Origin of the sequence: Cypionkella sp. (genome assembly GCF_036782355.1) — a bacterium.
GTDB lineage: Bacteria > Pseudomonadota > Alphaproteobacteria > Rhodobacterales > Rhodobacteraceae > Cypionkella.
On sequence record NZ_DAIPZF010000007.1, the window covers coordinates 1 to 22,147 of the forward strand.

A 22,147-nucleotide genomic window follows, 5' to 3' on the forward strand; every position below is an offset into this window, starting at 1 on the left:
TGCTTGAACTTTTCGCCCGATCCGCAGGGGCATTCATCGTTGCGCGCGGGATTGCCCCAAGTGGTGGGGTCGGCTGCGTCAAATCCAGCCAGCGCTGCCGCGGCTGCGACAACGGGGGGCGCGGCTGCGGCGGCAACGCTTGGGCCTGCCGCGGCCTGTTGCTGGGCGAGGTATTGCTGCATCAACTGCTGTTGCTCTTCGGCGGTGATCGGGCGGATCTGCGACAGCTTTTGCGTCACATCTTGGCGCAAAGAGTTCAGCATCGATTCAAACAGCGCAAAGCTTTCGGTCTTGTATTCGTTCAGCGGATCGCGCTGCGCATAGCCGCGAAAGCCGATGACCGACCGCAGGTGTTCCAGGGTCAGCAAATGCTCGCGCCATTTGGTGTCGATGGTTTGCAGCAGCAGTTGCTTTTCGATGGTGCGCATCGACTCGTGGCCAAAGCCCTCGGCCTTTTCCGCCATCATCTGATCCGAGGCCGCAATCAGCCGTTCCAGAATGGTTTCCTGATCGGTACCCTCTTCGGCGGCCCAATCGGCGATCGGCAGATCCATGCCCATCTTTTCCAACACCGCCTCGTGCATGCCCGCAACATCCCACTTCGCGGCATAGGCCTTGGGCGGCATGTAGTTGGTGGTCAGGTCTTCGGCGACCTGATGGCGCATGTCTTGCACAATCTCTTCGATATCAGGAGCTTGCATGACTTCCATACGCTGCCCAAAGATCGCCTTGCGCTGGTCGTTCATCACATCGTCAAACTTCAAAAGCTGTTTGCGGATGTCAAAGTTGCGACCTTCTACCTTGGCCTGCGCGCGTTCCAGCGATTTGTTGACCCAAGGGTGAATGATGGCTTCGCCCTCTTTCATCCCCAGTTTCGACAGCACGCTGTCCAGCCGTTCCGAGCCAAAGATCCGCATCAGATCGTCTTCCAACGACAGGAAGAACGACGACCGACCCGGATCGCCCTGACGTCCCGAGCGGCCGCGCAGCTGGTTGTCGATGCGGCGGCTTTCGTGGCGTTCGGTTGCCAAGACAAACAGACCGCCTGCGGCCTTTACGGCCTCTTCATCGGCGGCATGTTCGGCCTCTACCCGCGCGCGCACCTCGTCTGGGTGCAAATGCGGGTCGGCGGTGATAGCTTCCATTACCTTGAATTCGACATTGCCGCCAAGTTTGATGTCGGTGCCACGGCCTGCCATATTGGTGGCGATGGTCACGGCGTTCAGCTTGCCGGCATCGGCCACAATCTGGGCTTCCTGTTCGTGCTGACGCGCGTTCAAGACGTTGTGTTCAATGCCCGCAGCTTTCAGCAGCTCTGACAGATATTCCGACTTTTCAATCGAGGTGGTGCCAACAAGAATCGGCTGACCGCTGGCATGGGCCTCTTGGATGGTCTTGACCACGCCTTCGAATTTCTCTCGCGATGTGCGGTAAACCGCGTCATCTTCGTCTTTGCGCTGCACCGGGCGGTTGGTTGGCACTTCGACCACGCCAAGTTTGTAGATTTCCATGAATTCGTCGGCTTCGGTCGAGGCCGTTCCGGTCATGCCGCCCAATTTGTTGTAAAGGCGGAAATAGTTTTGAAAGGTCACGCTGGCCAGGGTCACGTTTTCTGGCTGAATCGTCACGCCTTCTTTGGCTTCAATCGCCTGATGCAGCCCGTCTGACAAACGACGGCCTTTCATCATGCGGCCGGTGAATTCGTCGATCAGCAAGATCTCGTCGTCGCGCACGATATACTGCTGATCTTTTTGGAACAGCTTGTGCGCGCGCAAGGCCTGCGTGACATGGTGAACAATTGTCGTGCTTTCAGGCTCGTACAGTGATTGATCCGAGGGCAAAATCCCTGCTGCGTGCAGCTGTTGTTCAATAAACTCGTTGCCGTCTTCCGAATAGGTGACGTTGCGAGTCTTCTCATCCAGCTTGAAATGCTCTTCGGTCAACAGCGGAATCAGCCGATCAACCTGCACATAAAGATCGCTGCGGTCTTGGCTGGGGCCGGAAATGATCAGCGGCGTGCGCGCTTCGTCGATCAGGATCGAGTCGACCTCGTCCACAATCGCAAAGTTATGGCCGCGCTGCGACATCTCTTCCAAAGTGGCCTTCATATTGTCGCGCAGATAGTCAAAGCCCAACTCGTTGTTGGTGGCATAGGTGATATCGGCCTGATAGGCGGTCTTTTTCTCGGCAGCGTCTTGATAGGGATAGACCACGCCGGTGGTCATGCCCAAGGCGCCGTAGACTTTGCTCATCCATTCGGCATCGCGCTTGGCAAGATAGTCGTTCACGGTGACAACATGCACGCCCTTGCCCGTCAGCGCGTTCAGATAGGCCGGAAAGGTTGCAACAAGGGTCTTGCCCTCGCCGGTGCGCATTTCGGCGATATTGCCTTGGTGCAGGAAAATCCCGCCCATCAGCTGCACATCAAAGGCGCGCAGCCCCAAAGCGCGGCGCGCGGCCTCGCGGCAGTTGGCAAAGGCCTCGGGCAAAAGCGCCTCTAGGCTTTCGCCGCCCTCTTGCACCCGCTGCCGGAAGGCGGCGGTCTTTTCAATAAGCCCCTCATCGCTCAAAGCCGCGAATTCGGGCTCGAGTGCATTTATCTTTGCCACCAAAGGCCGCACCGATTTGACCATACGATCATTCGGCGTTCCAAAAATTTTGCGCGCAACAGTTCCAAGACCCAGCATGTTTTCTCCGCCTGGCCGATATTACAATATCGTGTGAGGCTCTGGCTTGCTCGCTCGGCGCGGCTTCCTTAGAAGGGCGTCAGGGTAGGCTGCCTGCATCACACGCGACCCGTGCGATGTAAGGGCTAGGCCCAACATAGTCAACGTCGCGCGGGTGCGCGGCACGATCAGGAGAGTGTGACATGGCAAAAGCGATGCGGTTTTTGGCAGGAGCAGCGCTTGCTGCCTGTCTTGCAGGTCCGGTTCTGGCCGAGGAGCCTTCAGCAGATACGGTTATCGCGACGGTGAACGGCACCACGATCACCCTTGGCAATATGATCGTCGCGCATGACAGCCTGCCCGAGCAGTATAAAACCCTGCCTGCCGAGGCGCTGTTCAAAGGCATTTTGGATCAATTGGTGCAGCAAACCCTGCTGGAACAATCGGTTGGCGAGACCCTGAGCAAGAAAGACACCCTGCAGTTGCAAAATGACCGGCGCAGCTATCTGGCCAATGCTGCCCTGACCCCGATTGTCACCAGCGCTGTGACCGATGAAAAGCTTCAGGCGCTTTATGACGAGCGCTTTAAGGACCAAAAGGCCTCTACCGAATATCACGCGGCGCATATTTTGGTTGATAGCGAAGAAAAGGCCAATGCGCTGAAGGCCGAGCTTGCCGGCGGTGCCGAATTTGCGGCGGTTGCCAAGGCGAATTCGACAGATACAGGGTCGGGGGCCAATGGCGGTGATCTGGGCTGGTTTGGTCTGGGCGCGATGGTCAAGCCCTTCGAAGATGCCGTTGTCGCAGCAAAGATTGGCGAGGTTGAAGGCCCGATCAAATCTGATTTTGGCTGGCATTTGATTTTGGTCTCGGAAACCCGCGTCGCCTCGCAGCCAACTCTGGATGATCTGCGCGCCGAATTGGCCTCGCAGATCGAGCAAACTGCGGTAGAAGATCACCTAAAGGCGCTGACCGATGCTGCTAAAATCGAAAAACCCGGCGAGGGGCTGGACCCCAAGCTGATTCTCGACGCTAAGTTGCTGGACAAATAACCACGAAATGCGGGGGCTATAATGGGAAAGAAAGACTGGAAGTCGAAAGCCAAGGCTTTGCAAAAAGATCTTAAGGCGCTGATGTCTTATCAGCCGGCTGCGACGGTTGTGGTGAAAAAAGCCAAGCCGATTTCTCCTTTGGCCCCCGCAAGTTTTCCTGTGCTGCCGCAGATTGCCGGCGTTGAATTTGCCGCTGTCGAGGCCGGGGTGCGCTATCATAGCCGCAAGGATGTGATGCTGGTGCGCTTGGCTGCGGGGACTGCCTTAGCAGGCGTGTTCACCCGCTCGACCACGCGCTCGGGCTGTGTGCGCGATTGTCAGGACAAGCTGGCGATGAAGGTTCCGGCGGGCGCAGGGGCGGCTATTGTGGTCAACTCTGGCAATTCCAATGCTTTTACCGGCAAGATCGGCGACATCGCTGTAGCCGAGGTGACGGGGGCTGTGGCCGCAGCCCTTGGCCTGCCCGCCTCGCGGGTGTTTTCCTCTTCGACCGGCGTGATCGGCGAACCTTTGCCCTATGAGACCATCACCGCCAAGATCCCCGATCTGGTGGCCGGCCTGCGCGAAGATGCCATCGAGATGGCCGCTCATGCGATGATGACCACCGATACCTTCCCCAAGGGTGCCGCCGCCACGGTGCAGGGCGAGGGGGGAGAGATCAAGATTGCCGGTATCGCCAAAGGCTCGGGCATGATTGCGCCGGATATGGCGACGATGCTGGTCTATATCTTTACCGATGCCAAAATCTCGCCCGCCAATCTGCAAAAGCTGTTGTCGCGCAACGTTGATACGACCTTCAACTCGATTACGGTGGATAGTGACACCTCGACCTCTGACACGCTGCTGCTGGCGGCCACCGGCCAATCGGCTGCGGCAGAGCTGAAGGGGGCTGCGCTTAAGGCCTTTGAGGTCGCGTTGCACGGCGTGATGCGCGATCTGTCGCATCAGGTGATCCGCGATGGCGAAGGGGCCACCAAATTCGTCGAAGTACGGGTCACAGGGGCGGCCAGCGACGCTGACGCACAAAAGCTGGCCTTTGCGATTGCCAATTCGCCCTTGGTGAAAACCGCGGTGGCGGGGCAAGATCCGAATTGGGGGCGCATCGTTGCCGCCATTGGCAAGGCGGGTGCGGCGGCAGATCGTGATAAGCTGTCGATCAAATTCGGCGATATTCTGGTCGCCAAGGACGGCTGGCGCAATCCTGACTACAAGGAAGAAGAGGGTGCGGCCTATATGCAGCAGCCCGAGCTGGTGATTGCGGTTGATATGGGGCTTGGCAGCGCCAAACGCTCGGTCTTCACCTGTGATCTGACCAATCGCTATATCGAAATCAACGCCGATTACCGCTCGTGAAGACGGTTCTGGTTGTTGCCGTTGCCCTGATTGATGCCGAGGGGCGGGTGCTTTTGGCGCAGCGCCCCGAAGGCAAATCCTTGGCCGGTCTGTGGGAGTTTCCTGGTGGCAAAGTCGAGCTGGGCGAAACCCCCGAGGCCGCGCTGATTCGTGAGCTGCGCGAAGAGCTTGGCATTGATACATGGCAGTCTTGTCTCGCACCGCTGACCTTTGCCAGCCACAGCTATGACGATTTTCACCTGCTGATGCCGCTGTTTGCCTGCCGCCGCTGGGAGGGTATTCCCGCCCCGCAAGAGGGCCAAAATCTGGCTTGGGTGCGGCCGCAAAACCTGCGCGATTATCCGATGCCCGCCGCTGATCTGCCGCTGATTCCGATCCTGCGCGACTGGCTGTAACCCGCGCAATTTATCCTTTTGCGCCTTAAATTCGCCTTAAATATTGTGTGATTTTTAAGGAATCGCTCTTAGCCTAAAGCCGTAAACATCGCTTTGGGGGCAATATGCTGCGGACGATTACTGTTGGAAGTTGTGTCTCGATCCAGGGGCTGCTGGTGGGCCAGATGGCCGATGGCAAGATCATGGTCAAGGTCGATGAGAGAACCTTCGTCGGCTATCCGGTGACCAAAACCAAACTGGTTTAACGCCCTGACGCCATAGAAAAAGGCCGGAACACGTTCCGGCCTTTCTGTATTTCTGACAGCTTTTGCTTAGGCCAGTGTGCGCTGAACTTCTTCGCGCTCAAAGATCTCGATGACATCGCCTGCGCGGATGTCTTCGTAACGTTCAAACGCCATACCGCATTCTTGACCCGAGATCACTTCTTTGACCTCGTCCTTGAAGCGCTTCAGCGTCTTCAGCGTGCCTTCGTGGATCACGACGTTGTCGCGCAGCAGACGCACCCCAGCCGAGCGGCGTGCAACGCCTTCTGTGACCAAGCAGCCTGCAACTTGACCAATGCCGGTAACCTTGAACACTTCCTTGATCTGCGCATAACCGATGAAGGTTTCGCGGATCTCGGCTTTCAACAGGCCAGAGGCAGCGGCTTTGATGTCGTCAACCAGATCATAGATGATCGAATAGTAACGAATCTCGACCCCCTTCTGATGCGCCGAGTTCCGTGCCGAAGCATTTGCCCGCACGTTAAAGCCGATGATCGGGCATTTGCTGGCTTCGGCCAGAGATACGTCGGTATCGGTGATCGCGCCCACGCCATAAGACAGCACACGCACGCGCACCTCGTCGTTGCCAACCTTTTCCAAGGCTTGCACGATCGCTTCGGCAGAGCCCTGAACGTCGGCTTTGACGATGATCGGCAGTTCGGCAACGTCTTGGTCGGCTTTGGCTTTCGCCATCAGCTGTTCCAGCGTCGTTGCAGCGCCAATCGCGGCGCGCTTGTCTTTGGCGGATTTGGCGCGGTAATCGGCGATTTCACGCGCCTGCGCTTCGGTTTCCACCACGTTCAGCGTGTCACCTGCCGAAGGCGTGCCCGAAAGGCCAAGCACTTCAACTGGAACCGAGGGGCCTGCATGGTCAACGCGTTCGCCCTTATCGTTAATCAAAGCCCGCACCTTGCCCCACTGTTCGCCGACGACAAAGATATCGCCTTTGTTCAGCGTGCCGTTTTGCACCAGAACGGTCGCAATCGGGCCGCGACCAACGTCAAGCTTGGCTTCGATCACAGCGCCCGAGGCATTGCGGTTCGGGTTGGCGCGCAGTTCCAGAATTTCGGCCTGAAGCGCGATGGCTTCCAGCAGATTGTCCAGACCCATGCCAGTTTTTGCCGAAACTTCAACGTCTTGCACGTCGCCAGACATCGCTTCGACAACGATTTCATGCTGCAACAGATCGGTGCGCACTTTGGTTGCATCGGCACCGTGCTTGTCCATCTTATTGATGGCCACAATCATCGGCACTTTGGCAGCCTTGGCATGGGCAATCGCTTCGATGGTTTGCGGCATAACCGCGTCATCTGCTGCAACCACCAGCACCACAATATCCGTCACCTGAGCCCCGCGCGAGCGCATCGAGGTAAAGGCAGCGTGGCCGGGAGTGTCAAGGAAGGTCAGCTTTTGACCCTTATCGGTCACAACCTGATAGGCGCCGATATGCTGGGTGATGCCGCCGGCTTCGCCCTGAACCACATTTGCCTTGCGCAAAGCGTCCAAAAGCGAGGTTTTGCCGTGGTCAACGTGGCCCATGATGGTAATCACAGGCGGACGCGTTTCCAGATCATCGACAGCGTCTTTGGTCTGTTCGATGGCTTGTTCAACGTCTGCATCCGACACGCGCACGACTTTGTGGCCGAATTCTTCGATCACAAGTTCGGCGGTATCCGCGTCGATCGCTTGGTTCATCGTGACCATCATGCCCATTTTCATCAGGCTTTTGACCACATCCGCAGCCCGTTCCGACATGCGGTTTGCAAGTTCAGAGACGGTGATCGATTCGGGCAGTTGCACGTCGCGGAACTGCTTTTCAGGCTTGTTGCCGAAGCCCATCGCCTTTTGGCGGGCTTTTTCCTGCTTGCGCTTCATCGCAGCCATCGAGCGGGTACGACCACCCTCGCCTGCAAGTGCGTCGTTCAGGGTCAGCTTGCCCGAGCGGCGACCTTCGTCACCGGCCTTGGCTTTGGCATTGCGCTCGCGCTCTTCGCGCTCGCGGTCAGTTTTGTTGCGTGCTGGTGCAAGGCCGGGCTTGGCACCCATCGGTGCGCGGGCAATCGCATCATCGACCGCAGGTGCGGCAGGGGCTGCGTTGCGTGCAGGGCGGCCATCGGCGGTGGGCTTTTCAGCCGCTGCGGGTTGCACGGGCTGACGACGGCTGGTGCCCAAGACGTCAGCTTTGCGCTGAACCGCTTTGGCAGCGGCCTCGGCGGCAGCTTCGACGCGCAGACGTTCTTCTTCTGCGGCTTTGACGCGCGCAGCCTCAACACGTTCACGCTCTTCGCGCTCTTTGGTTTCGGCTTCGTCGCGCTTGCGGGCGCGCTCTTCTTCACGCTCGCGATCATCTTCTGCGCGGCGGGCTGCGTCTTCGGCTTCGCGGGCCTTGGCCACACGAAGCGCCGCCAGACGGCGTTCCATCTCGGCATCGGTGATGCCTGCGGGCCGCTTGGAAGGGTCACCCAGATGGGATGCCGTTCCGGCAGCCGCTGGGGCGCCAGGCGTGCCCGGCTTTGCCACCGGCACGACCACGCGTTTACGCTTGGTCTCTACAACAACGCTCTTCGTGCGGCCGTGGGAGAAGCTTTGCTTCACCTGACCGGAACGAGGTGCGCCACCCAGGCCGAGGGGTTTTTTGCCGTCTGTATCGCTCATGCGTCCTACGTATCCTTCAAGGCGGTCTCGCCGCCATCCTGCTCTTCGATTTGCAAACGCAAACCAGAAAGCCTTGCCGCTTCCTCTACAACACGCGTCGTGAGTCCACCAGCCGCAAGCGCGGCGTGTATCGCACGTTCGCGCCCGAAAGCCAAACCCATTTCCTCGGCAGACAGAAAGCCAATAAAGCTATTGTCGCCGTCGGGCGCGCGCAGTTTCGTTTTGCCGCGTTCAGACCCGTTCGATGCCTGTATCAGCACCCGAACTTTGTCCTTTTGCAGCCAGTCCTTGACCTTTTCATAGCCCATCACGGCCCCCGAGGCCTTGCGAGCCAAAGAGATCAGGTCAATCACACGGCGCAGCATCAGCGCTTCTACCAGATCGGCCAGATCGTCTGGCACTTTCACTGGCTGACGGGCGGCGCGGGCAAACAGGCCCTTTTTCGCCGCCTTATCAATCGCTGCACGCTCTGCCGTGACATAGAATCCTCGTCCCGGAAGGCGCCCCAAAATATCGGGCACCACCAAGTCATCCGGCCCCAGACAAAAGCGGATCAGACCCGCTTTTGGCTGAACTTCCCCGGTCGCAATACATTTGCGTTCGGGATCGTCGAGTAGTTTTTCACGGCCACCGCGTGTCAAGGTATTCCCCGAGCCCTTCTATCAGGCCTCGGCCTCCTCTTCGTCGATCTCTTCCACTTCGGCAGAGGCCAATTCGGTTGGATCGACCCAGCCCAGCATAACCCGAGCTGTCATGACCAGATTTTGCGCTTCTTCCAAGGAAACGTCAAACTTCTCAAGAACGCCTTCGTCCTTTTTCCGCTGACCGTTTTCTGTGGTCCAACCGCCAGCCAGTTCCCAATCGGCGCAGGTCGCGAAATCTTCCAGCGTCTTGATGCCATCCAGCGCAAGCGCTTCCAGCATTTGGGGGGTAAGGCCTTCAAATTCCACAAGACTATCTTCAACGCCCATTGCACGCGCAGCTTCCATCGCCTTGGTATTGGCGGCTTCCAGATGTTCGCGGGCACGGGTTTGCAGCTCGCCTGCGGTGCCTTCGTCAAAGCCGTCGATCGACAAAAGCTCGTCGATTTCGACATAGGCGACTTCTTCCAGATTGGTAAAGCCCTCGGCCACCAGCAGCTGCGCCATCATCTCGTCGATGTCCAGCGCGTCGATGAACAGCTTGGTGCGTTCGGCAAATTCTGCCTGACGGCGGGCTGATTCGTCGGTTTCGGTCACGATATCAATATCAAGGCCGGTCAGTTGCGAGGCCAGACGCACGTTCTGACCACGGCGGCCAATCGCCAGCGACAGCTGTTCGTCTGGAACCACGACTTCGATCTTGCCAGCTTCTTCGTCGATCACAACTTTCGACACTTCGGCAGGTTGCAGCGCGTTCACAAGGAAGGTCGCCTGATCGGCGTTCCACGGAATGATGTCGATTTTCTCGCCCTGCAATTCGTTCACAACAGCCTGCACACGGCTGCCGCGCATACCAACGCAAGCGCCAACCGGATCAATCGAATTGTCGAAAGAAATCACAGCGATTTTCGCGCGCGAGCCTGGGTCACGCGCCACGGCCTTGATCTCGATGATGCCATCATAGATTTCGGGCACTTCCATCTTGAACAATTCAGCCATGAACTGCGGGTCGGTGCGCGACAAGAACACCTGCGGGCCACGGGCTTCGCGGCGCACATCTTTGATATAGCAGCGAATACGGTCGTTCGGGCGATAGCTTTCGCGGCCGATCTTTTCGTTGCGGCGCAGAATCGCTTCGCCACGGCCAATATCGACGATGATATTGCCATATTCTTCGCGCTTGACCTGACCGTTGATGATCGTGCCCTTGCGGTCTTTGAATTCTTCATACTGACGATCACGCTCGGCTTCGCGGACCTTTTGCAAGATCACCTGCTTGGCCGATTGCGCAGCGATTCGGCCCAGATCAACTGGCGGCACTTCGTCGATGATCTCATCGCCGATGCTTGGGTCTTTCAGGTGGTCTTTGGCCTGCTTGACGGTCAGTTGCGCGTGGTGGTTTTCAACCTCGTCATCGCCCACAACGGTGCGGATGCGCGCAAAGGTGGCGCGGCCGGTCTTGCGGTCGATGTTGACGCGAATATCCATATCGGCGCCGTAGCGCGACTTGGCGGCCCGCGCGAGGCTGTCCTCCATCGCTTGGATCACCAGTTCGGGATCAATCATCTTCTCGCGGGCGACAGCCTCGGCGGTCTGGAGAAGTTCAAGCTGGTTTGCAGAAGTAATCGCCATCGGAAGTCTCCGGTCCTAGTGTTTGGTTGCTTCGGGCGCGTCATCACTGTCGTCGCCCTCGGTTTCTTGGATTTCGTCAAACTCTGATTCGTCAAAGGCACCGCTGACCTTTTTCTGACGCAGCATTTCTGTGATCAGATCATCGGTCAGGATCAGTTTGGCATCGGAGAGCCAATCGAATTGCAGGCCGATCGTCACAGGTTCTGCGCCATCATCCAGTTCGATCAGCACTTCTTCGCCCTCGACCCCCGCCAACATGCCTTTAAAGCGGCGGCGGCCGTCGATCAGCTCGGTGGTTTCAATGCGGGCTTCCCAGCCTTTCCACATCTCGAAGTCTTTCAGACGGGTCAGTGGACGGTCGATCCCGGGCGAAGAAACCTCAAGCACGAAGTTTTCCTCGATCGGGTCTTCGACATCCAGCACCGCCGAAACAGCAAGCGAGATTTCGCCGCAGTCATCGACAACGATGCCGCCATCGGGGCGGTCGGCCATGATTTGCAACGTACGGGTGGCTCCGCCCATCAGGCGAATGCGCACAAGTTCAAAGCCCAGGCCTTCGATCACAGGCGTGACGATATCGGCAAGGCGACGATCCATAGCGGTTTTGGCGATCAGATCAGACATGGTGTCCTAAAAACAAAAAACGGGCCGACAGGCCCGTATGTGACTTGCGGTAGCTTCAGGTTTGGACCCTGAAGCAGCTGTTAAAAGCCGTATAGGCTGGAACCACAGCAGATGCAAGGGTTAGCGCAAAGCATCCATCGCCGCCACCAAAGCCTCGCTTATGCCCGGCTCTGACAGCGCATGTCCGGCCATCGGAATGATTTGCAGCTTTGCCTTGTCCCAGCCACTGGCCAGCTTATGCGCCGAGACCGGTGGGCAGATCATGTCGAACTGACCTTGGATGATATTGGCGGGGATATGCGCGATGCGGCCGCGGTTTTTCAAGATCCAGCCATCTTCTTCCAAAAACGCCGCGTTGATAAAGTAGTGATTCTCAAGTCGAGCAAAGGCGCGGGCATAGTCAGATGGGCCATCGCTGACAAAGCCAAAGCTTTGCACCGAGGCCAGAGCATTTTCCCAAGCGGCCCAAGTGCGGGCGGCTTTTTGCTCTTCCATCGCGATATCGCTGAACAGGCGGCGGTGATAAGCGGCAATAAGATCGCCGCGTTCGTCTGGCGGGATCGGCGCAACAAAGCGGGCCCAAAGCTCGGGGTAAAAGGCGGCAGCACCGCCGCCATAGAACCAGTCAAGCTCGGCTTGGGTTGCCAAAAAGACGCCACGCAATACGATATGGCGCACCCGCGCGGGGTGGCTGATGGCGTAGATCAGTGCCAAGGTCGCACCCCAGCTGCCGCCAAAGACCACGAATTGCTCGATCTGCAAGGCTTGCCGGATCGATTCGATATCGCGGACCAAATGCCATGTTGTGTTGTTCTCGACCGTGGCCAAGGGCCGCGAGCGGCCGCAACCGCGTTGATCAAACAGCACAACGCGGTAAATTGCAGGATCAAAATAGCGCCGCATCGGTGGGCTGCACCCACCGCCCGGGCCGCCGTGCAAGACCAAGACCGGAATGCCCTGCGGGTTGCCACATTGCTCGACATAGATGCGGTGGCCATCGCCCATATCCATCACCCGCTGGTCGAAAGGATCAACCGGCGGGTAAAGATATTCAACTGCGCGCTTTTGACCTGATCTATGGTCCATAATCGTCCTATATGTTGGTCATAGACTGCGCCGCCAAAAGCCGGTGCGCAAGGAGTTCCGATGCAAAAAACCAATACAATCGACCCCGCCGAGGTGGCAAAGTTCGAAGCAATGGCCGCCGAATGGTGGGATACCGAAGGCAAATTCAAGCCGCTGCACCTGATGAATCCCTGTCGTTTGGATTACATCACCAGCCAGATCGCTGCCGAATTTGATCGAGATTTGACCCAAGCCCTGCCCTTTGCCGGCTTGCGGATCTTGGATATTGGCTGTGGCGGTGGTTTGCTGTCAGAACCGATGGCGCGGCTGGGGGCCGAGGTTGTGGGCGCCGATGCCGCTCCGCGCAACATACCGGTGGCGCAGATCCACGCTGCCCAATCGGGGCTCAGCATCGACTATCGCCACACCACCGCCGAAGCGATGGCCGAGGCGGGCGAACAGTTTGATGTGGTGCTGAATATGGAAGTGGTCGAGCATGTGGCCGACCCCTTGGGCTATTTGACCGCCTGCCAGCAACTTTTGCGGCCGGGCGGGCTGATGATCTGCTCGACCCTGAACCGAAATGCCAAAAGCTTTGCCATGGCGATTATTGGCGCGGAATGGGTGATGCGCTGGCTGCCCAAGGGCACACATGACTGGGCCAAGTTCATCACGCCAGACGAGCTTTATGCGCTGATCACGGGCGCAGGGCTGGAGCCGGTGGATCGCAAGGGCATGGTGTTTAATCCGATCAGCTGGAAATGGAGCGTTTCGGCGCGCGATCTGTCGGTGAATTATGTCACGGCGAGTGTGAAGCGGGCCTGAGCGGGCTTGTCGGGGGAGCTCCGCCGGAGCTGTTGAAGCCTCCGGCGGGGATATTTAGGCCAAGATGAAAGCCCTAGGCGTTTGAGGATTGGGCCCAGAGGTTGATGTCTTTTTCCTCGGCTATGGCTTGGATCTGGGCGAGTTCCTCGGCGGTGAAGTCGAGGTTGTCGATGGCTTTGGCGCAATCGATGACCTGTTCGGCTTTGGAGGCACCGATCAGCGCGGAGGTGATGCCGCCGCCGCGCAGCACCCAAGCGATGGACATTTGCGCCAAGGTTTGGCCGCGGCTTTGCGCGAGGTCGTTGAGTTTGCGCACCGAGGCCAAGGCTTTGGTCACCACCGCGGGATCGAGCGATTTGTCTTGGGTGGCGCGGCTGCCTGCGGGGATGCCGTTGAGGTATTTATCGGTCAGGATGCCCTGGGCCAGCGGCACGAAGGCGATGGAGCCGAGCCCCAGTTCGGCCAAGGTGTCTTTGAGCCCATCGGTTTCGATCCAGCGGTTGAGGATATTATAGCTGGGCTGATGGATCACAAAGGGCGTGCCGAGGCGTTTGAGGATGGCATAGGCTTCGCGGGTGCGCTGGGCGTTATAGCTGGAGATACCGGCATAAAGCGCGCGGCCCGAACGCACGATTTGATCCAGCGCGCCCATGGTTTCTTCAAGCGGCGTGTTGGGATCGAAGCGGTGCGAGTAGAAGATATCGACATAGTCGAGGCCCATGCGTTTCAGCGATTGATCGCAAGAGGCCAGCAGGGATTTGCGGCTGCCCCATGCGCCGTAAGGCCCGCTCCACATATCGTAGCCGGCTTTGGAGGAGATGATCAGCTCGTCACGATGACTGCGGAAATCCTTGCGCAAAATCTCGCCAAAGGCGGTTTCGGCAGAGCCGGGGGGTGGGCCGTAGTTATTGGCCAGATCGAAATGGGTGATGCCGTGATCAAAGGCGGTTTGGCAGATTGCGCGCTTGGTGGCATGGGGGGTGTCTTCACCAAAGTTGTGCCAGAGCCCAAGCGAGATGGCGGGCAGTTTCAGCCCTGAAGCGCCGCAGTGGCGGTAGATCATGCGGTCGTAGCGGGTTTCGGCGGCGGTATACATAGGCGGATCCTTTGGCTGTTGTCCCAAGACTGTTTTGGCAAGCTGGGGCGCGTCGCGTTATTGTTTGAACCTATAGCGGAAATGCGCCAGAGCAAGTCGTGCAATCAGTTGTGATCTTTGCTTGCGTTGTGCTTTGTGGGGCAAGAGGTCATACTGCGCGCAACCAAGATGGAGAGACCATGAGGCGTGTCAGGGGCAGGGCAATCGCGGCGGGATGGGCGGTTGCGGGGCTTTTGGCTTCGGGGGCGGCTTCGGCGCTGGAGCGTTTGGACTTTGCGGTGACGGCTGCGCCCTCGGCGCTTGAAAGCGAATTGCGAGCGGCCTCGGTTTTGCTGGCCTCGCAAAAGGCGGGGAAGGTCTCGGCACAAGAGATTTTTGCTGATGCGCGGGCGGAATATGGCAGTTTGCTGAACCGGCTTTATGCGGGTGGGCATTATTCGGCGGTGATCCACGTTTATCTTGATGGCATCGAGGCGGCCTCGATTGCGCCTTTAAACGCGCCGAAGTCGATTTCGGTGGTTAGGGTCGCGGTGGAAGCCGGGCCGGTCTTTGGCTTTTCAAGCGCTGACCTGGCGCCTTTGGCTGCGGCAACGGTTTTGCCGGAAGGCTTTGCATTGGGCCAGCCGGCTGAAAGCGGCGTCGTGATACAGGCGGTGACGGCGGGTGTGACGGCTTGGCGGACGCTGGGCTATGCCAAGGCGAAAGTGGCGAAACAGAGCCTGATTGCCGATCATCAGGGCAGCAGCTTGGCGGCACATATCACCCTCAACCCGGGGCCAAAGCTGCGGTTTGGCGCTTTGCAGATCGAGGGCGCCGAGCGGATGAAGCCGGCCCGTCTGCGCGCGATTGCCGGTCTGCCAGAGGGGCAGCTGTTTCGCCCGCGTGATTTGGACACCGCGGCGCAGCGCTTGCGGCGCACGGGTGTGTTCAAATCGGTGACGCTGGTTGAAGATGACGCCATCACCGCGCCGGATCTGCTGGGCATTACCGCCAAATTGGTCGAGGAAAAGCGGCGGCGCTATAGCTTTGGCGCCGAGATTGCCAGCGCTGAGGGCCTGTCGCTGACCGGGCAATGGCTGCACCGCAATCTGTTTGGTGGTGCAGAGCGGCTGACCTTTGATGGCGCAATCAAGAATATCGGCACCAAAAGCGGCGGCGTCGACTATAGCTTTGGCAGCAGCCTTGCGCGCCCTGCCACCTTTGACGCCGATACGACGCTGACCGTGGGCGCAGGCTTTGGCCGGCTGCAAGAGGTGGATTACGATTCCAATTACCTCACCGCCAGCCTTGGACTGGAGCATATCTTTTCGCCCAAGCTGACCGGCACAGCGGCGTTGGCCTTTGATTATTCCCGTGTGACCGATAGTGGCGGCAAGACCCTGTATCGCGCTTTGTCATTGCCGCTGGGTTTGGTTTGGGATCTGCGCGACAGCAAGACCGATCCGACCGGCAATATTTACGCCGCGGCAGAGCTGAAACCGTTTCTGGGCTACGGCGTTACCGACAGTGGTGCGCGGGCCAGCTTGGATCTGCGCGGATATAAGAACCTTGATGCCGGCCGTCGCTTTGTGCTGGCCGCAAGGCTGCAAGCGGGGGCGGTTTTTGGCGCGAGCCTTGCCGGAACGCCGCGCGATTATCTGTTTTATTCGGGCGGGCCGGGCACGGTGCGGGGCCAGCCCTATCAGTCCTTGGGTGTCGATGTGTTGCGCAACAGCGCGGGTGCAACATTTACCACGGGGGGTCAGGCCTTTGTGGGCGGGGCGTTCGAGGCGCGGGCAAAAGTGACAGAGTCTTTGGGCCTTGTAGGGTTTTTCGACATCGGGCGGGTGGATGCGCGCCAGTTCTTTAAGGCGGGCGATTGGCATTCAGGCGCGGGGCTGGGCCTGCGCTATGCCACGCCTGTCGGGCCGATCCGGCTGGATGTGGCGCTGCCGGTGGGCGGCAGCACGGGGGCCGGGGCGCAGGTCTATGTTGGTTTGGGGCAAGCGTTTTGAAGCGGATTATAATTGCCATTTTTGCCATCTTAGTGCCGCTTTTTGCGACAGCCCAAACTGATGGCCGCGATTATCTGACCGCTTTTCTAGAGGAGTCGCTGTCCGGGGCGGGGCGCAAGGTAACGGTCACCGGATTTCAGGGCGCGCTGTCGTCTACCGCCAGTCTTGAGAGCCTGACGATTGCCGATGATCAGGGCGTTTGGCTGACGCTGCGCGGCGTTAATCTGGATTGGAGCCGGTCGTCTTTGCTGCGCGGCGCCGTGGTGGTGACGGCGCTGACCGCCAAGGACATCGAGCTTGCGCGCCTGCCAACCCCCTCGGCTGCGGCCAAGCCCGAGGCGGGCCAGTTTTCCCTGCCAGACCTGCCGGTCTCGATCAGCATCGGTAAGATCATGGCCGACCACATCAGCCTTGGGCCGACGGTGCTGGGCCAAGCGGTCGAGGCGCAGCTGCAAGCCTCGATGCAACTTGGCGGCGGCGAGGGGGCGGCCAGCCTGTTGCTGCAACGATCGGGCGCGGGGCCGCAGGGCAAGATTGCGCTGACGGTCAGCTATGCCAATCGGGATCAGCGGCTAAAGGTTGATCTGCTGGCCGAAGAGGGTGCAGGCGGGCTTGCGGCGGTGAAACTGGGTCTGCCCGAGGCGCCCTCGCTGTCGTTAAGCATCAAGGGCGACGGGCCTTTGACGGATTTTACCGCCGATATCGGCCTGCAAACCGATCAGACCGATCGCCTGCGCGGCAAGGTGGTGCTGACCGGCGCGGAAGGCGGCGGGCAGGGCTTTGCGGCCGATCTGTCGGGCGATATGGCGCCGCTGTTTCTGCCCGACTATGCCGCGTTTTTCGGCAATCAAGTTGCCCTAAGGCTTGCGGGCACGCGGACGGCGGATGGTGGGCTGAACCTGCCGCAGTTTCATCTGAGCGCGAAGGCCCTACGGTTGGATGGCGCGCTTTTGGTCAAATCTGATGGGCTGCCGCAAAGCTTTGCGCTGACGGGCCGCATTGCCGATCCTGCGGGGGGTGCGGTGCTGTTGCCGCTGACCACAGCGCAGCAGGTTCGGGTGGGCAGTGCCGATTTGAAGCTTTCATATAATGCGGCGCAGGGCGAAGGCTGGGCGGGCAGGATCGCCATTTCTGGCCTTGTCAGAGACGATTTCCGTGCAAGCACCCTGTCGCTTGATGGCTCGGGCCGGATTGCGCGGGTGGCTGGCAAGCGGCAGGTTGGCGGCAGTTTCCGCTACAGCGCCGAAGGGCTTGATCCGCGCGATCAGGCCTTGGCGCGGGCCTTGGGGTCGGTGATCTGGGGCGATGCGCTGGGCTTTTGGCGCGAAGGTGCGGGCAATCTGACGCTGGGGCGCATGACCGTGCAGGGCGAGGATTATGCCGCCCAAGCCTCGGGTCAGATCACGGGACTTGCGGGCGCTTTTGCCATCAGCGGCCAAGCCAGCGCCGAAATGCAAGACCTGTCGCGGCTTTCGGGTCTGGCGGGGCGCGGTTTGGGCGGGGCGGCGGATGTCAGCCTGACAGGCAGCGGCAGCCCGATCACCGGGGCTTTTGATCTGCAAGCCACCGCCAAGGGGCAGGACATGCGCGCTGGGATTGCGCCGCTTGATTCGGTGCTGCGCGGCTCTGCGCTGCTGCGCGCCTCGGTTTTGCGCGACACCACGGGCGTTGCTTTGCGCGAGTTGACGTTGCAGGCGCAAAGCCTGACCGCAAGCGCGCAGGGGCAGCTTGCCTCGGCGGGCAGCGATGTGATGGCGACGCTGAACTTTACCGATCTGCAAAGCCTTGGCGCGGGCTATCGCGGCAGCCTGTCGGGCAAGGCGCATCTGACCGGCACGCAGGCACAGGCGCAGATGACGCTGACGGCCACCGGCCAATCTCTGCAGCTGGGGCAGGCGCAGATTGACAGCCTGCTTGCAGGGCCGTCGCAGCTGGCACTTGAGCTGGCGCTGAACGCGGGTCAGGTGCAGATTAACCGCGCCGATCTTAGCAATCCGCAGCTGCGCGTGACAGCCAGCGGCGCGCTGGATGGCAGCCTGCAGCGCGTGAAGCTGGATGCAAGGCTCGCCAATCTGGCGCTGTTGCTGCCCGAATTTCCGGGGCCGCTGACGGTGACAGGCACCGCGGCGCAAGATGCCAAGGGCACCACCTTGGATCTGACCGCAAAGGGGCCGGGCCAGATTGACGCAAGCGTTAAGGGCAGCCTTGCCAAGGGCTTTGACACCGCAGATCTGACGATCAAAGGCCAAGCGCGGGCGGCTTTGGCCAATGCCTTTATCGCGCCGCGCAGTGTGTCGGGCCAGCTTGGCTTTGATCTGCGGCTGCTGGGGCCGTTGCAGCTGACCTCGCTGTCGGGGCCGGTGACGCTTAGTCAAGGCCAGCTTGCTGATCCGGCGCTGAAATTCTCGCTGCGCAATATCTCGGCGCAGCTTGGCTTGCAGGCGGGGCGGGCGGTTGTGGTCTCTAGCTTGGATGTTTCCTCGGGGGGGCGGATTGCGGTTCAGGGCACCGCCGAACTGCGCGCGCCCTATGCGGGCGATCTGACGGTTGATCTGCAAAGCGTCATCCTGCGCGACCCTGATCTTTACGAGGCGCGGCTGAACGGTCAGCTCCGCGTGACCGGCCCGCTGACGGGCGGCGCGCAGATTGCCGGCCGCATTGCGCTGAATGAGACCGAGTTGCGCGTGCCTTCAACCGGCGTAAGCGGCGCCTCGGGCTTGGCTGATCTGCGCCATATCAACGAGCCTGCCGCGGTTTATGCCACCCGTGCGCGGGCAGGGCTGATTGCGCAGGCGAAACCCAGCAGCGGCGGCGGCGCGGGTTTTGGGCTGGATGTGGTGCTTTCGGCCCCAAGCCGGCTGTTTGTGCGCGGGCGCGGGCTTGATGCCGAAGTGGGCGGCGAGCTGCGTCTGACCGGCAGCACCAATGCCGTGGTGCCGATTGGTGCCTTTAGCCTTATTCGCGGCCGTCTGGATATTTTGGGCAAGCGGCTGGAGCTGACCGAGGCGCTTTTGCAGATGCAGGGCACGCTGACGCCCTATGTCCAGATCGCCGCGACGACGCAAAACGATGGCATCACCTCGGGCGTTAGCATCATCGGTCCGGCCTCTGACCCCGTGGTTAGTTTTACCTCGGTGCCAGAGCTGCCCGAAGAGGAAGTGGTGGCGCAACTGCTGTTTGGCCGTGGCTTGCAAACGCTGTCACCGTTTCAAGCACTGCAACTTGCCAGCGCCGTGGCCACTTTGGCGGGGCGCGGCGGCGATGGCGTGATCGCAAAGCTGCGCAAAGGCGTGGGGCTGGACAATCTGGATGTGAAAACCGGTGCCGATGGGTCGACCCAAGTGACGGCGGGCAAATACATCAGCGAAAAGGTCTATTCCGAAGTCTCCGTCGATCAGCAGGGCCAAAGCCAGATCAACCTGAACCTTGATATCAGCAAATCCATCAAGCTACAGGCCAAGGCGGGATCGACAGGAAGCACCGGGCTTGGGGTGCTGTTGCAAAAAGATTACTGATCCGGCTCGCCGTTCAACTCGGCATCGACTGCCGCGCCCAAAAGCACGGCATAGGCGCTGACATAAAGCCAGATCAGCAGCACCACCACCGCCCCGATAGAGCCATAAACGCGGTTATAAGACGGGAAATTCGCCAGATAGAGCATAAAGCTGCGGGTGGCGAAAAACCACAACACCACCGCCACCAAGAGCCCCCAAGACAACAGCGGCGTGCGGCTGGTGGTGTAATTTGGCCCCAGCCGATAGGCCAGACCCACCGCCAGCACCCCCGCGACAATGCCCAAGACCAGATTGGTTTCTGCCAAGGCAAAGCGCTGGGCAATATCGGGCAGATAGGCCACGATCAGCGGCAAAATCACCGCAATCGTCATCGCTGACAGCACCATGCCCACCAAAACAAAGGTCAGTACCAAGGCGCGCAGCTGGTGCAAATGCCCCGAACGGTTCGGCAAATGGTGAATGGCATTCAGCCCGCGCATCAGCGCCGCCACCCCTGCGCGCGCCGACCACAGCGCCAGCGCGGTCGAGGCCAGCGTCGTCAGCCCCAGATTGCCGCTGTTCACCGCAAGCAAAGCGGTGATCTGATCGGAAATCAGGCTAAAGGCCTCGGGCGGCAAAAACCCTTTCAACAGCGCGACTTCTTGTTGAATAACCGCAGGATCTGAGACGAACCCCCAGATGGCGATGATCGCAGCTGCGGCAGGGAAAATCGCCAGAAAGGCGTAAAACGCCACGCCCGCGGCGATCAGGTCGATCTCGGCCTGCTCGATCCGGCGGTAGTAGCCCAGTAAGGCGTGGCGCAGGCGCAGGGGAAGCAGCTGCCACATCCCTAGCTGTCGTCCCGTTCCAGCCGCAGCCGCATTTCGCGCAGCACCGGCAGCACCGCGCGCACGCGCTCTTGGCCTAAGGCCTTGACCACCTCGCCAATCAGCGGCGCAACCGAGGCGACGGCGGCATCGCGCGCTTGGCGGCCCGAGGGCGACAGCGCGACAAACTTTTGCCGCGCATCATCCCAATCGGGGCGCACATGCACATGGCCCGCCCATTCCAGCTTCGCAAGCGTATTGGTCATCGCGCCACGGGTGACATGAAAGGCGCGGGCAAGCTGGGCTGGCGTGCGTTCATCATTCAACCGCGCAAGGTGGTTCAGGACCGAGAAATGCGACAGCTCCATGCCCTTTGGCAGCGCCTTCGAGATTCGGTTGCGCGCCAGCTGATCGGCCATGAACAGCTCGCCAAACAAAGTGATCGCCAGATCGTCGGTCTTATCTGTCATGGCCCGGTGAACTCGCGGTCATGGCGCAGGCTGGGCACACGGCCCCGCGCTTTGGCAACCTGCGTCAGGTCAAGATCGGCAAAGGTCACGCCCGTTTCGGTGCCGCCATCGGCCAAAACCTCGCCCCAAGGTGCAACCACAAGCGAATGGCCATAGGTGTTGCGGCCCTTGCCATGGGTTTCGGGGTGAAAGCCGGTCTGCGCCGGTGCCAGCACAAAGCAGCCGGTTTCAATCGCCCGCGCGCGCAGCAAGACATGCCAATGCGCCGCCCCCGTGATGTGGTTAAAGGCGGCGGGCACGGTCAAAATCTGTGCCCCCGCCTGCGCCAACCTGCGAAACAGCTGCGCAAAGCGCAGATCATAGCAGACCGAAAGCCCGATTTTGGCAAAGGGCGTCTCGGCCAAAACCGCCGCAGAACCGGGCCTGTAACCCGCCGATTCTCGGTAAACCTCGGTTTCTGAGACATCGACGTCAAACATATGAATCTTGTCATAGCGTGCCGCAATCTCGCCCGAAGGCGCGATCAGGAACGACCGATTGGCAAAGCGCCCATCGGCATCCTGGGTCAAAAGCCCAAGCGAGCCGATCAACAGCCAAACCCCCAAAGCCTGCGCCTCGGCCCGCAGGGTGGCCAGGGTTTCATCTTCGGCCTCGTGCCGCAGATGGCTGCCCTGATGCGCGCGGTCTGACGACAGCATATTGGTGCATTCGGGCGTAAGCACAAAGCCCGCACCCCCCGCCGCTGCCGCACGCAGGTGCTGCAGGGTTTGGGTCAGGTTGGCGGCAGGATCATCGCTAACCGTCAATTGCACCAAGCCGACGCGCATCAGGCCAACATCGCATCAAGCTTGCCCGACCGCTCTAGCGCATGCAGATCATCACAGCCGCCGATATGGCTGCCCGCGATGAAAATCTGCGGCACCGAGGTGCGGCCGGCGCGTTGGGTCATCTTGGCGCGCAAGGCGGGGTCGCCGCCGACGTCAATATCGGTAAAGGCCACGCCCTTTTTGGTCAGCAAGCCTTTGGCCGCGACGCAATAGGGGCAGGTGCGGGTGGTGTAAATCTCGACAGCTTTCATCGCAGCATCCTTATGGT

The 22,147-nt window shown here is 60.0% G+C and carries 18 protein-coding genes; 7 read left to right on the forward strand and 11 right to left on the reverse strand.

Annotated features, from left to right (window positions below):
- On the reverse strand, window positions 1-2,687 hold a 2,687-nt coding region (gene secA, locus V7Q10_RS03970), incomplete at its 3' end, for a preprotein translocase subunit SecA (RefSeq protein ID WP_333867752.1).
- A 182-nt stretch (window positions 2,688-2,869) separates the two neighbouring features.
- Here secA and V7Q10_RS03975 point away from each other — a divergent pair.
- The 4 genes from V7Q10_RS03975 to V7Q10_RS03990 all read left to right on the forward strand — a co-directional run bounded on the left by V7Q10_RS03975 (window position 2,870) and on the right by V7Q10_RS03990 (window position 5,711).
- A complete protein-coding gene (locus V7Q10_RS03975; RefSeq protein WP_333867753.1) occupies window positions 2,870-3,718 on the forward strand; it encodes a peptidylprolyl isomerase in 849 nt (282 codons plus the stop codon).
- A gap of 21 nt (window positions 3,719-3,739) precedes the next feature.
- Entirely contained in the window at window positions 3,740-5,071 is a 1,332-nt protein-coding gene (gene argJ / locus V7Q10_RS03980; protein WP_333867754.1) for a bifunctional glutamate N-acetyltransferase/amino-acid acetyltransferase ArgJ, read from the forward strand.
- On the forward strand, window positions 5,068-5,466 hold the full coding sequence (locus V7Q10_RS03985; protein ID WP_333867755.1) for a (deoxy)nucleoside triphosphate pyrophosphohydrolase: 399 nt from the start codon (window positions 5,068-5,070) through the stop codon (window positions 5,464-5,466). Before argJ ends, V7Q10_RS03985 begins: the two co-directional genes overlap by 4 nt.
- A gap of 104 nt (window positions 5,467-5,570) precedes the next feature.
- Window positions 5,571-5,711, forward strand: a complete 141-nt coding sequence (locus V7Q10_RS03990) for a hypothetical protein (protein WP_333867756.1) — start codon at window positions 5,571-5,573, stop codon at window positions 5,709-5,711.
- Window positions 5,712-5,777: 66 nt separating this feature from the next.
- Here the strand turns inward: V7Q10_RS03990 and infB are convergent, their stop codons facing one another.
- From infB to pip, 5 genes are all read right to left on the reverse strand, one after another.
- Entirely contained in the window at window positions 5,778-8,384 is a 2,607-nt protein-coding gene (gene infB / locus V7Q10_RS03995) for a translation initiation factor IF-2 (protein ID WP_333867757.1), read from the reverse strand.
- Between the two features lie 5 nt (window positions 8,385-8,389).
- Entirely contained in the window at window positions 8,390-9,025 is a 636-nt protein-coding gene (locus tag V7Q10_RS04000; RefSeq protein ID WP_333867758.1) for an RNA-binding protein, read from the reverse strand.
- Between the two features lie 21 nt (window positions 9,026-9,046).
- Complete coding sequence (gene nusA, locus V7Q10_RS04005) at window positions 9,047-10,657, reverse strand: transcription termination factor NusA (protein ID WP_333867759.1); 1,611 nt, start codon at window positions 10,655-10,657, stop codon at window positions 9,047-9,049.
- A 15-nt stretch (window positions 10,658-10,672) separates the two neighbouring features.
- Complete coding sequence (rimP, locus tag V7Q10_RS04010) at window positions 10,673-11,281, reverse strand: ribosome maturation factor RimP (RefSeq protein WP_333867760.1); 609 nt, start codon at window positions 11,279-11,281, stop codon at window positions 10,673-10,675.
- 120 nt (window positions 11,282-11,401) lie between these two features.
- Window positions 11,402-12,367 (reverse strand): prolyl aminopeptidase, encoded by a 966-nt coding sequence (gene pip / locus V7Q10_RS04015; RefSeq protein WP_333867761.1) that lies wholly within the window; start codon window positions 12,365-12,367, stop codon window positions 11,402-11,404.
- A 60-nt stretch (window positions 12,368-12,427) separates the two neighbouring features.
- Here pip and ubiG point away from each other — a divergent pair, with 60 nt between their 5' ends.
- Complete coding sequence (gene ubiG / locus V7Q10_RS04020) at window positions 12,428-13,171, forward strand: bifunctional 2-polyprenyl-6-hydroxyphenol methylase/3-demethylubiquinol 3-O-methyltransferase UbiG (protein WP_333867762.1); 744 nt, start codon at window positions 12,428-12,430, stop codon at window positions 13,169-13,171.
- A gap of 73 nt (window positions 13,172-13,244) precedes the next feature.
- Here ubiG and mgrA read toward each other — a convergent pair whose 3' ends face one another.
- Complete coding sequence (mgrA, locus tag V7Q10_RS04025; RefSeq protein ID WP_333867764.1) at window positions 13,245-14,267, reverse strand: L-glyceraldehyde 3-phosphate reductase; 1,023 nt, start codon at window positions 14,265-14,267, stop codon at window positions 13,245-13,247.
- 179 nt (window positions 14,268-14,446) lie between these two features.
- Here mgrA and V7Q10_RS04030 point away from each other — a divergent pair, with 179 nt between their 5' ends.
- Both V7Q10_RS04030 and V7Q10_RS04035 read left to right on the forward strand, forming a co-directional pair.
- Window positions 14,447-16,261, forward strand: coding sequence for an autotransporter assembly complex protein TamA (locus V7Q10_RS04030; RefSeq protein WP_333867765.1), 1,815 nt, complete (start codon window positions 14,447-14,449; stop codon window positions 16,259-16,261).
- The gene (locus V7Q10_RS04035; protein WP_333867766.1) at window positions 16,258-19,776 is read left to right on the forward strand and encodes a translocation/assembly module TamB domain-containing protein; all 3,519 of its coding nucleotides are present in this window, start codon (window positions 16,258-16,260) and stop codon (window positions 19,774-19,776) included. Before V7Q10_RS04030 ends, V7Q10_RS04035 begins: the two co-directional genes overlap by 4 nt.
- Here V7Q10_RS04035 and V7Q10_RS04040 read toward each other — a convergent pair.
- Genes V7Q10_RS04040 through grxC form a run of 4 tightly spaced genes read right to left on the reverse strand, consistent with a single transcriptional unit; the run spans window position 19,770 to window position 22,130 of the window.
- Window positions 19,770-20,603, reverse strand: coding sequence for a YihY/virulence factor BrkB family protein (locus V7Q10_RS04040; RefSeq protein ID WP_333867767.1), 834 nt, complete (start codon window positions 20,601-20,603; stop codon window positions 19,770-19,772). The genes V7Q10_RS04035 and V7Q10_RS04040 overlap by 7 nt on opposite strands.
- 2 nt (window positions 20,604-20,605) lie before the next feature.
- Window positions 20,606-21,052: a MarR family winged helix-turn-helix transcriptional regulator gene (locus tag V7Q10_RS04045; RefSeq protein ID WP_333867768.1), complete on the reverse strand. Its 447-nt coding sequence runs from the start codon at window positions 21,050-21,052 to the stop codon at window positions 20,606-20,608.
- Window positions 21,049-21,879 (reverse strand): carbon-nitrogen hydrolase family protein, encoded by an 831-nt coding sequence (locus tag V7Q10_RS04050; RefSeq protein WP_333867769.1) that lies wholly within the window; start codon window positions 21,877-21,879, stop codon window positions 21,049-21,051. The genes V7Q10_RS04045 and V7Q10_RS04050 overlap by 4 nt, the downstream gene beginning before the upstream one ends.
- On the reverse strand, window positions 21,879-22,130 hold the full coding sequence (gene grxC, locus V7Q10_RS04055; RefSeq protein ID WP_333867770.1) for a glutaredoxin 3: 252 nt from the start codon (window positions 22,128-22,130) through the stop codon (window positions 21,879-21,881). The genes V7Q10_RS04050 and grxC overlap by 1 nt, the downstream gene beginning before the upstream one ends.
- Between the last annotated feature and the right edge of the window lie 17 nt (window positions 22,131-22,147).

Excerpts from the sequence above, each read along its gene's own strand:
- V7Q10_RS03975 (WP_333867753.1), top strand. The coding sequence starts at position 2,870 with ATGGCAAAAGCGATGCGGTTTTTGGCAGGAGCAGCGCTTGCTGCCTGT.
- argJ (WP_333867754.1), top strand. The coding sequence starts at position 3,740 with ATGGGAAAGAAAGACTGGAAGTCGAAAGCCAAGGCTTTGCAAAAAGAT.
- V7Q10_RS03990 (WP_333867756.1), top strand. The coding sequence starts at position 5,571 with ATGCTGCGGACGATTACTGTTGGAAGTTGTGTCTCGATCCAGGGGCTG.
- infB (WP_333867757.1), bottom strand. The coding sequence starts at position 8,384 with ATGAGCGATACAGACGGCAAAAAACCCCTCGGCCTGGGTGGCGCACCT.
- nusA (WP_333867759.1), bottom strand. The coding sequence starts at position 10,657 with ATGGCGATTACTTCTGCAAACCAGCTTGAACTTCTCCAGACCGCCGAG.
- rimP (WP_333867760.1), bottom strand. The coding sequence starts at position 11,281 with ATGTCTGATCTGATCGCCAAAACCGCTATGGATCGTCGCCTTGCCGAT.
- pip (WP_333867761.1), bottom strand. The coding sequence starts at position 12,367 with ATGGACCATAGATCAGGTCAAAAGCGCGCAGTTGAATATCTTTACCCG.
- ubiG (WP_333867762.1), top strand. The coding sequence starts at position 12,428 with ATGCAAAAAACCAATACAATCGACCCCGCCGAGGTGGCAAAGTTCGAA.
- mgrA (WP_333867764.1), bottom strand. The coding sequence starts at position 14,267 with ATGTATACCGCCGCCGAAACCCGCTACGACCGCATGATCTACCGCCAC.
- V7Q10_RS04030 (WP_333867765.1), top strand. The coding sequence starts at position 14,447 with ATGAGGCGTGTCAGGGGCAGGGCAATCGCGGCGGGATGGGCGGTTGCG.
- V7Q10_RS04040 (WP_333867767.1), bottom strand. The coding sequence starts at position 20,603 with ATGTGGCAGCTGCTTCCCCTGCGCCTGCGCCACGCCTTACTGGGCTAC.
- V7Q10_RS04045 (WP_333867768.1), bottom strand. The coding sequence starts at position 21,052 with ATGACAGATAAGACCGACGATCTGGCGATCACTTTGTTTGGCGAGCTG.
- V7Q10_RS04050 (WP_333867769.1), bottom strand. The coding sequence starts at position 21,879 with ATGCGCGTCGGCTTGGTGCAATTGACGGTTAGCGATGATCCTGCCGCC.
- grxC (WP_333867770.1), bottom strand. The coding sequence starts at position 22,130 with ATGAAAGCTGTCGAGATTTACACCACCCGCACCTGCCCCTATTGCGTC.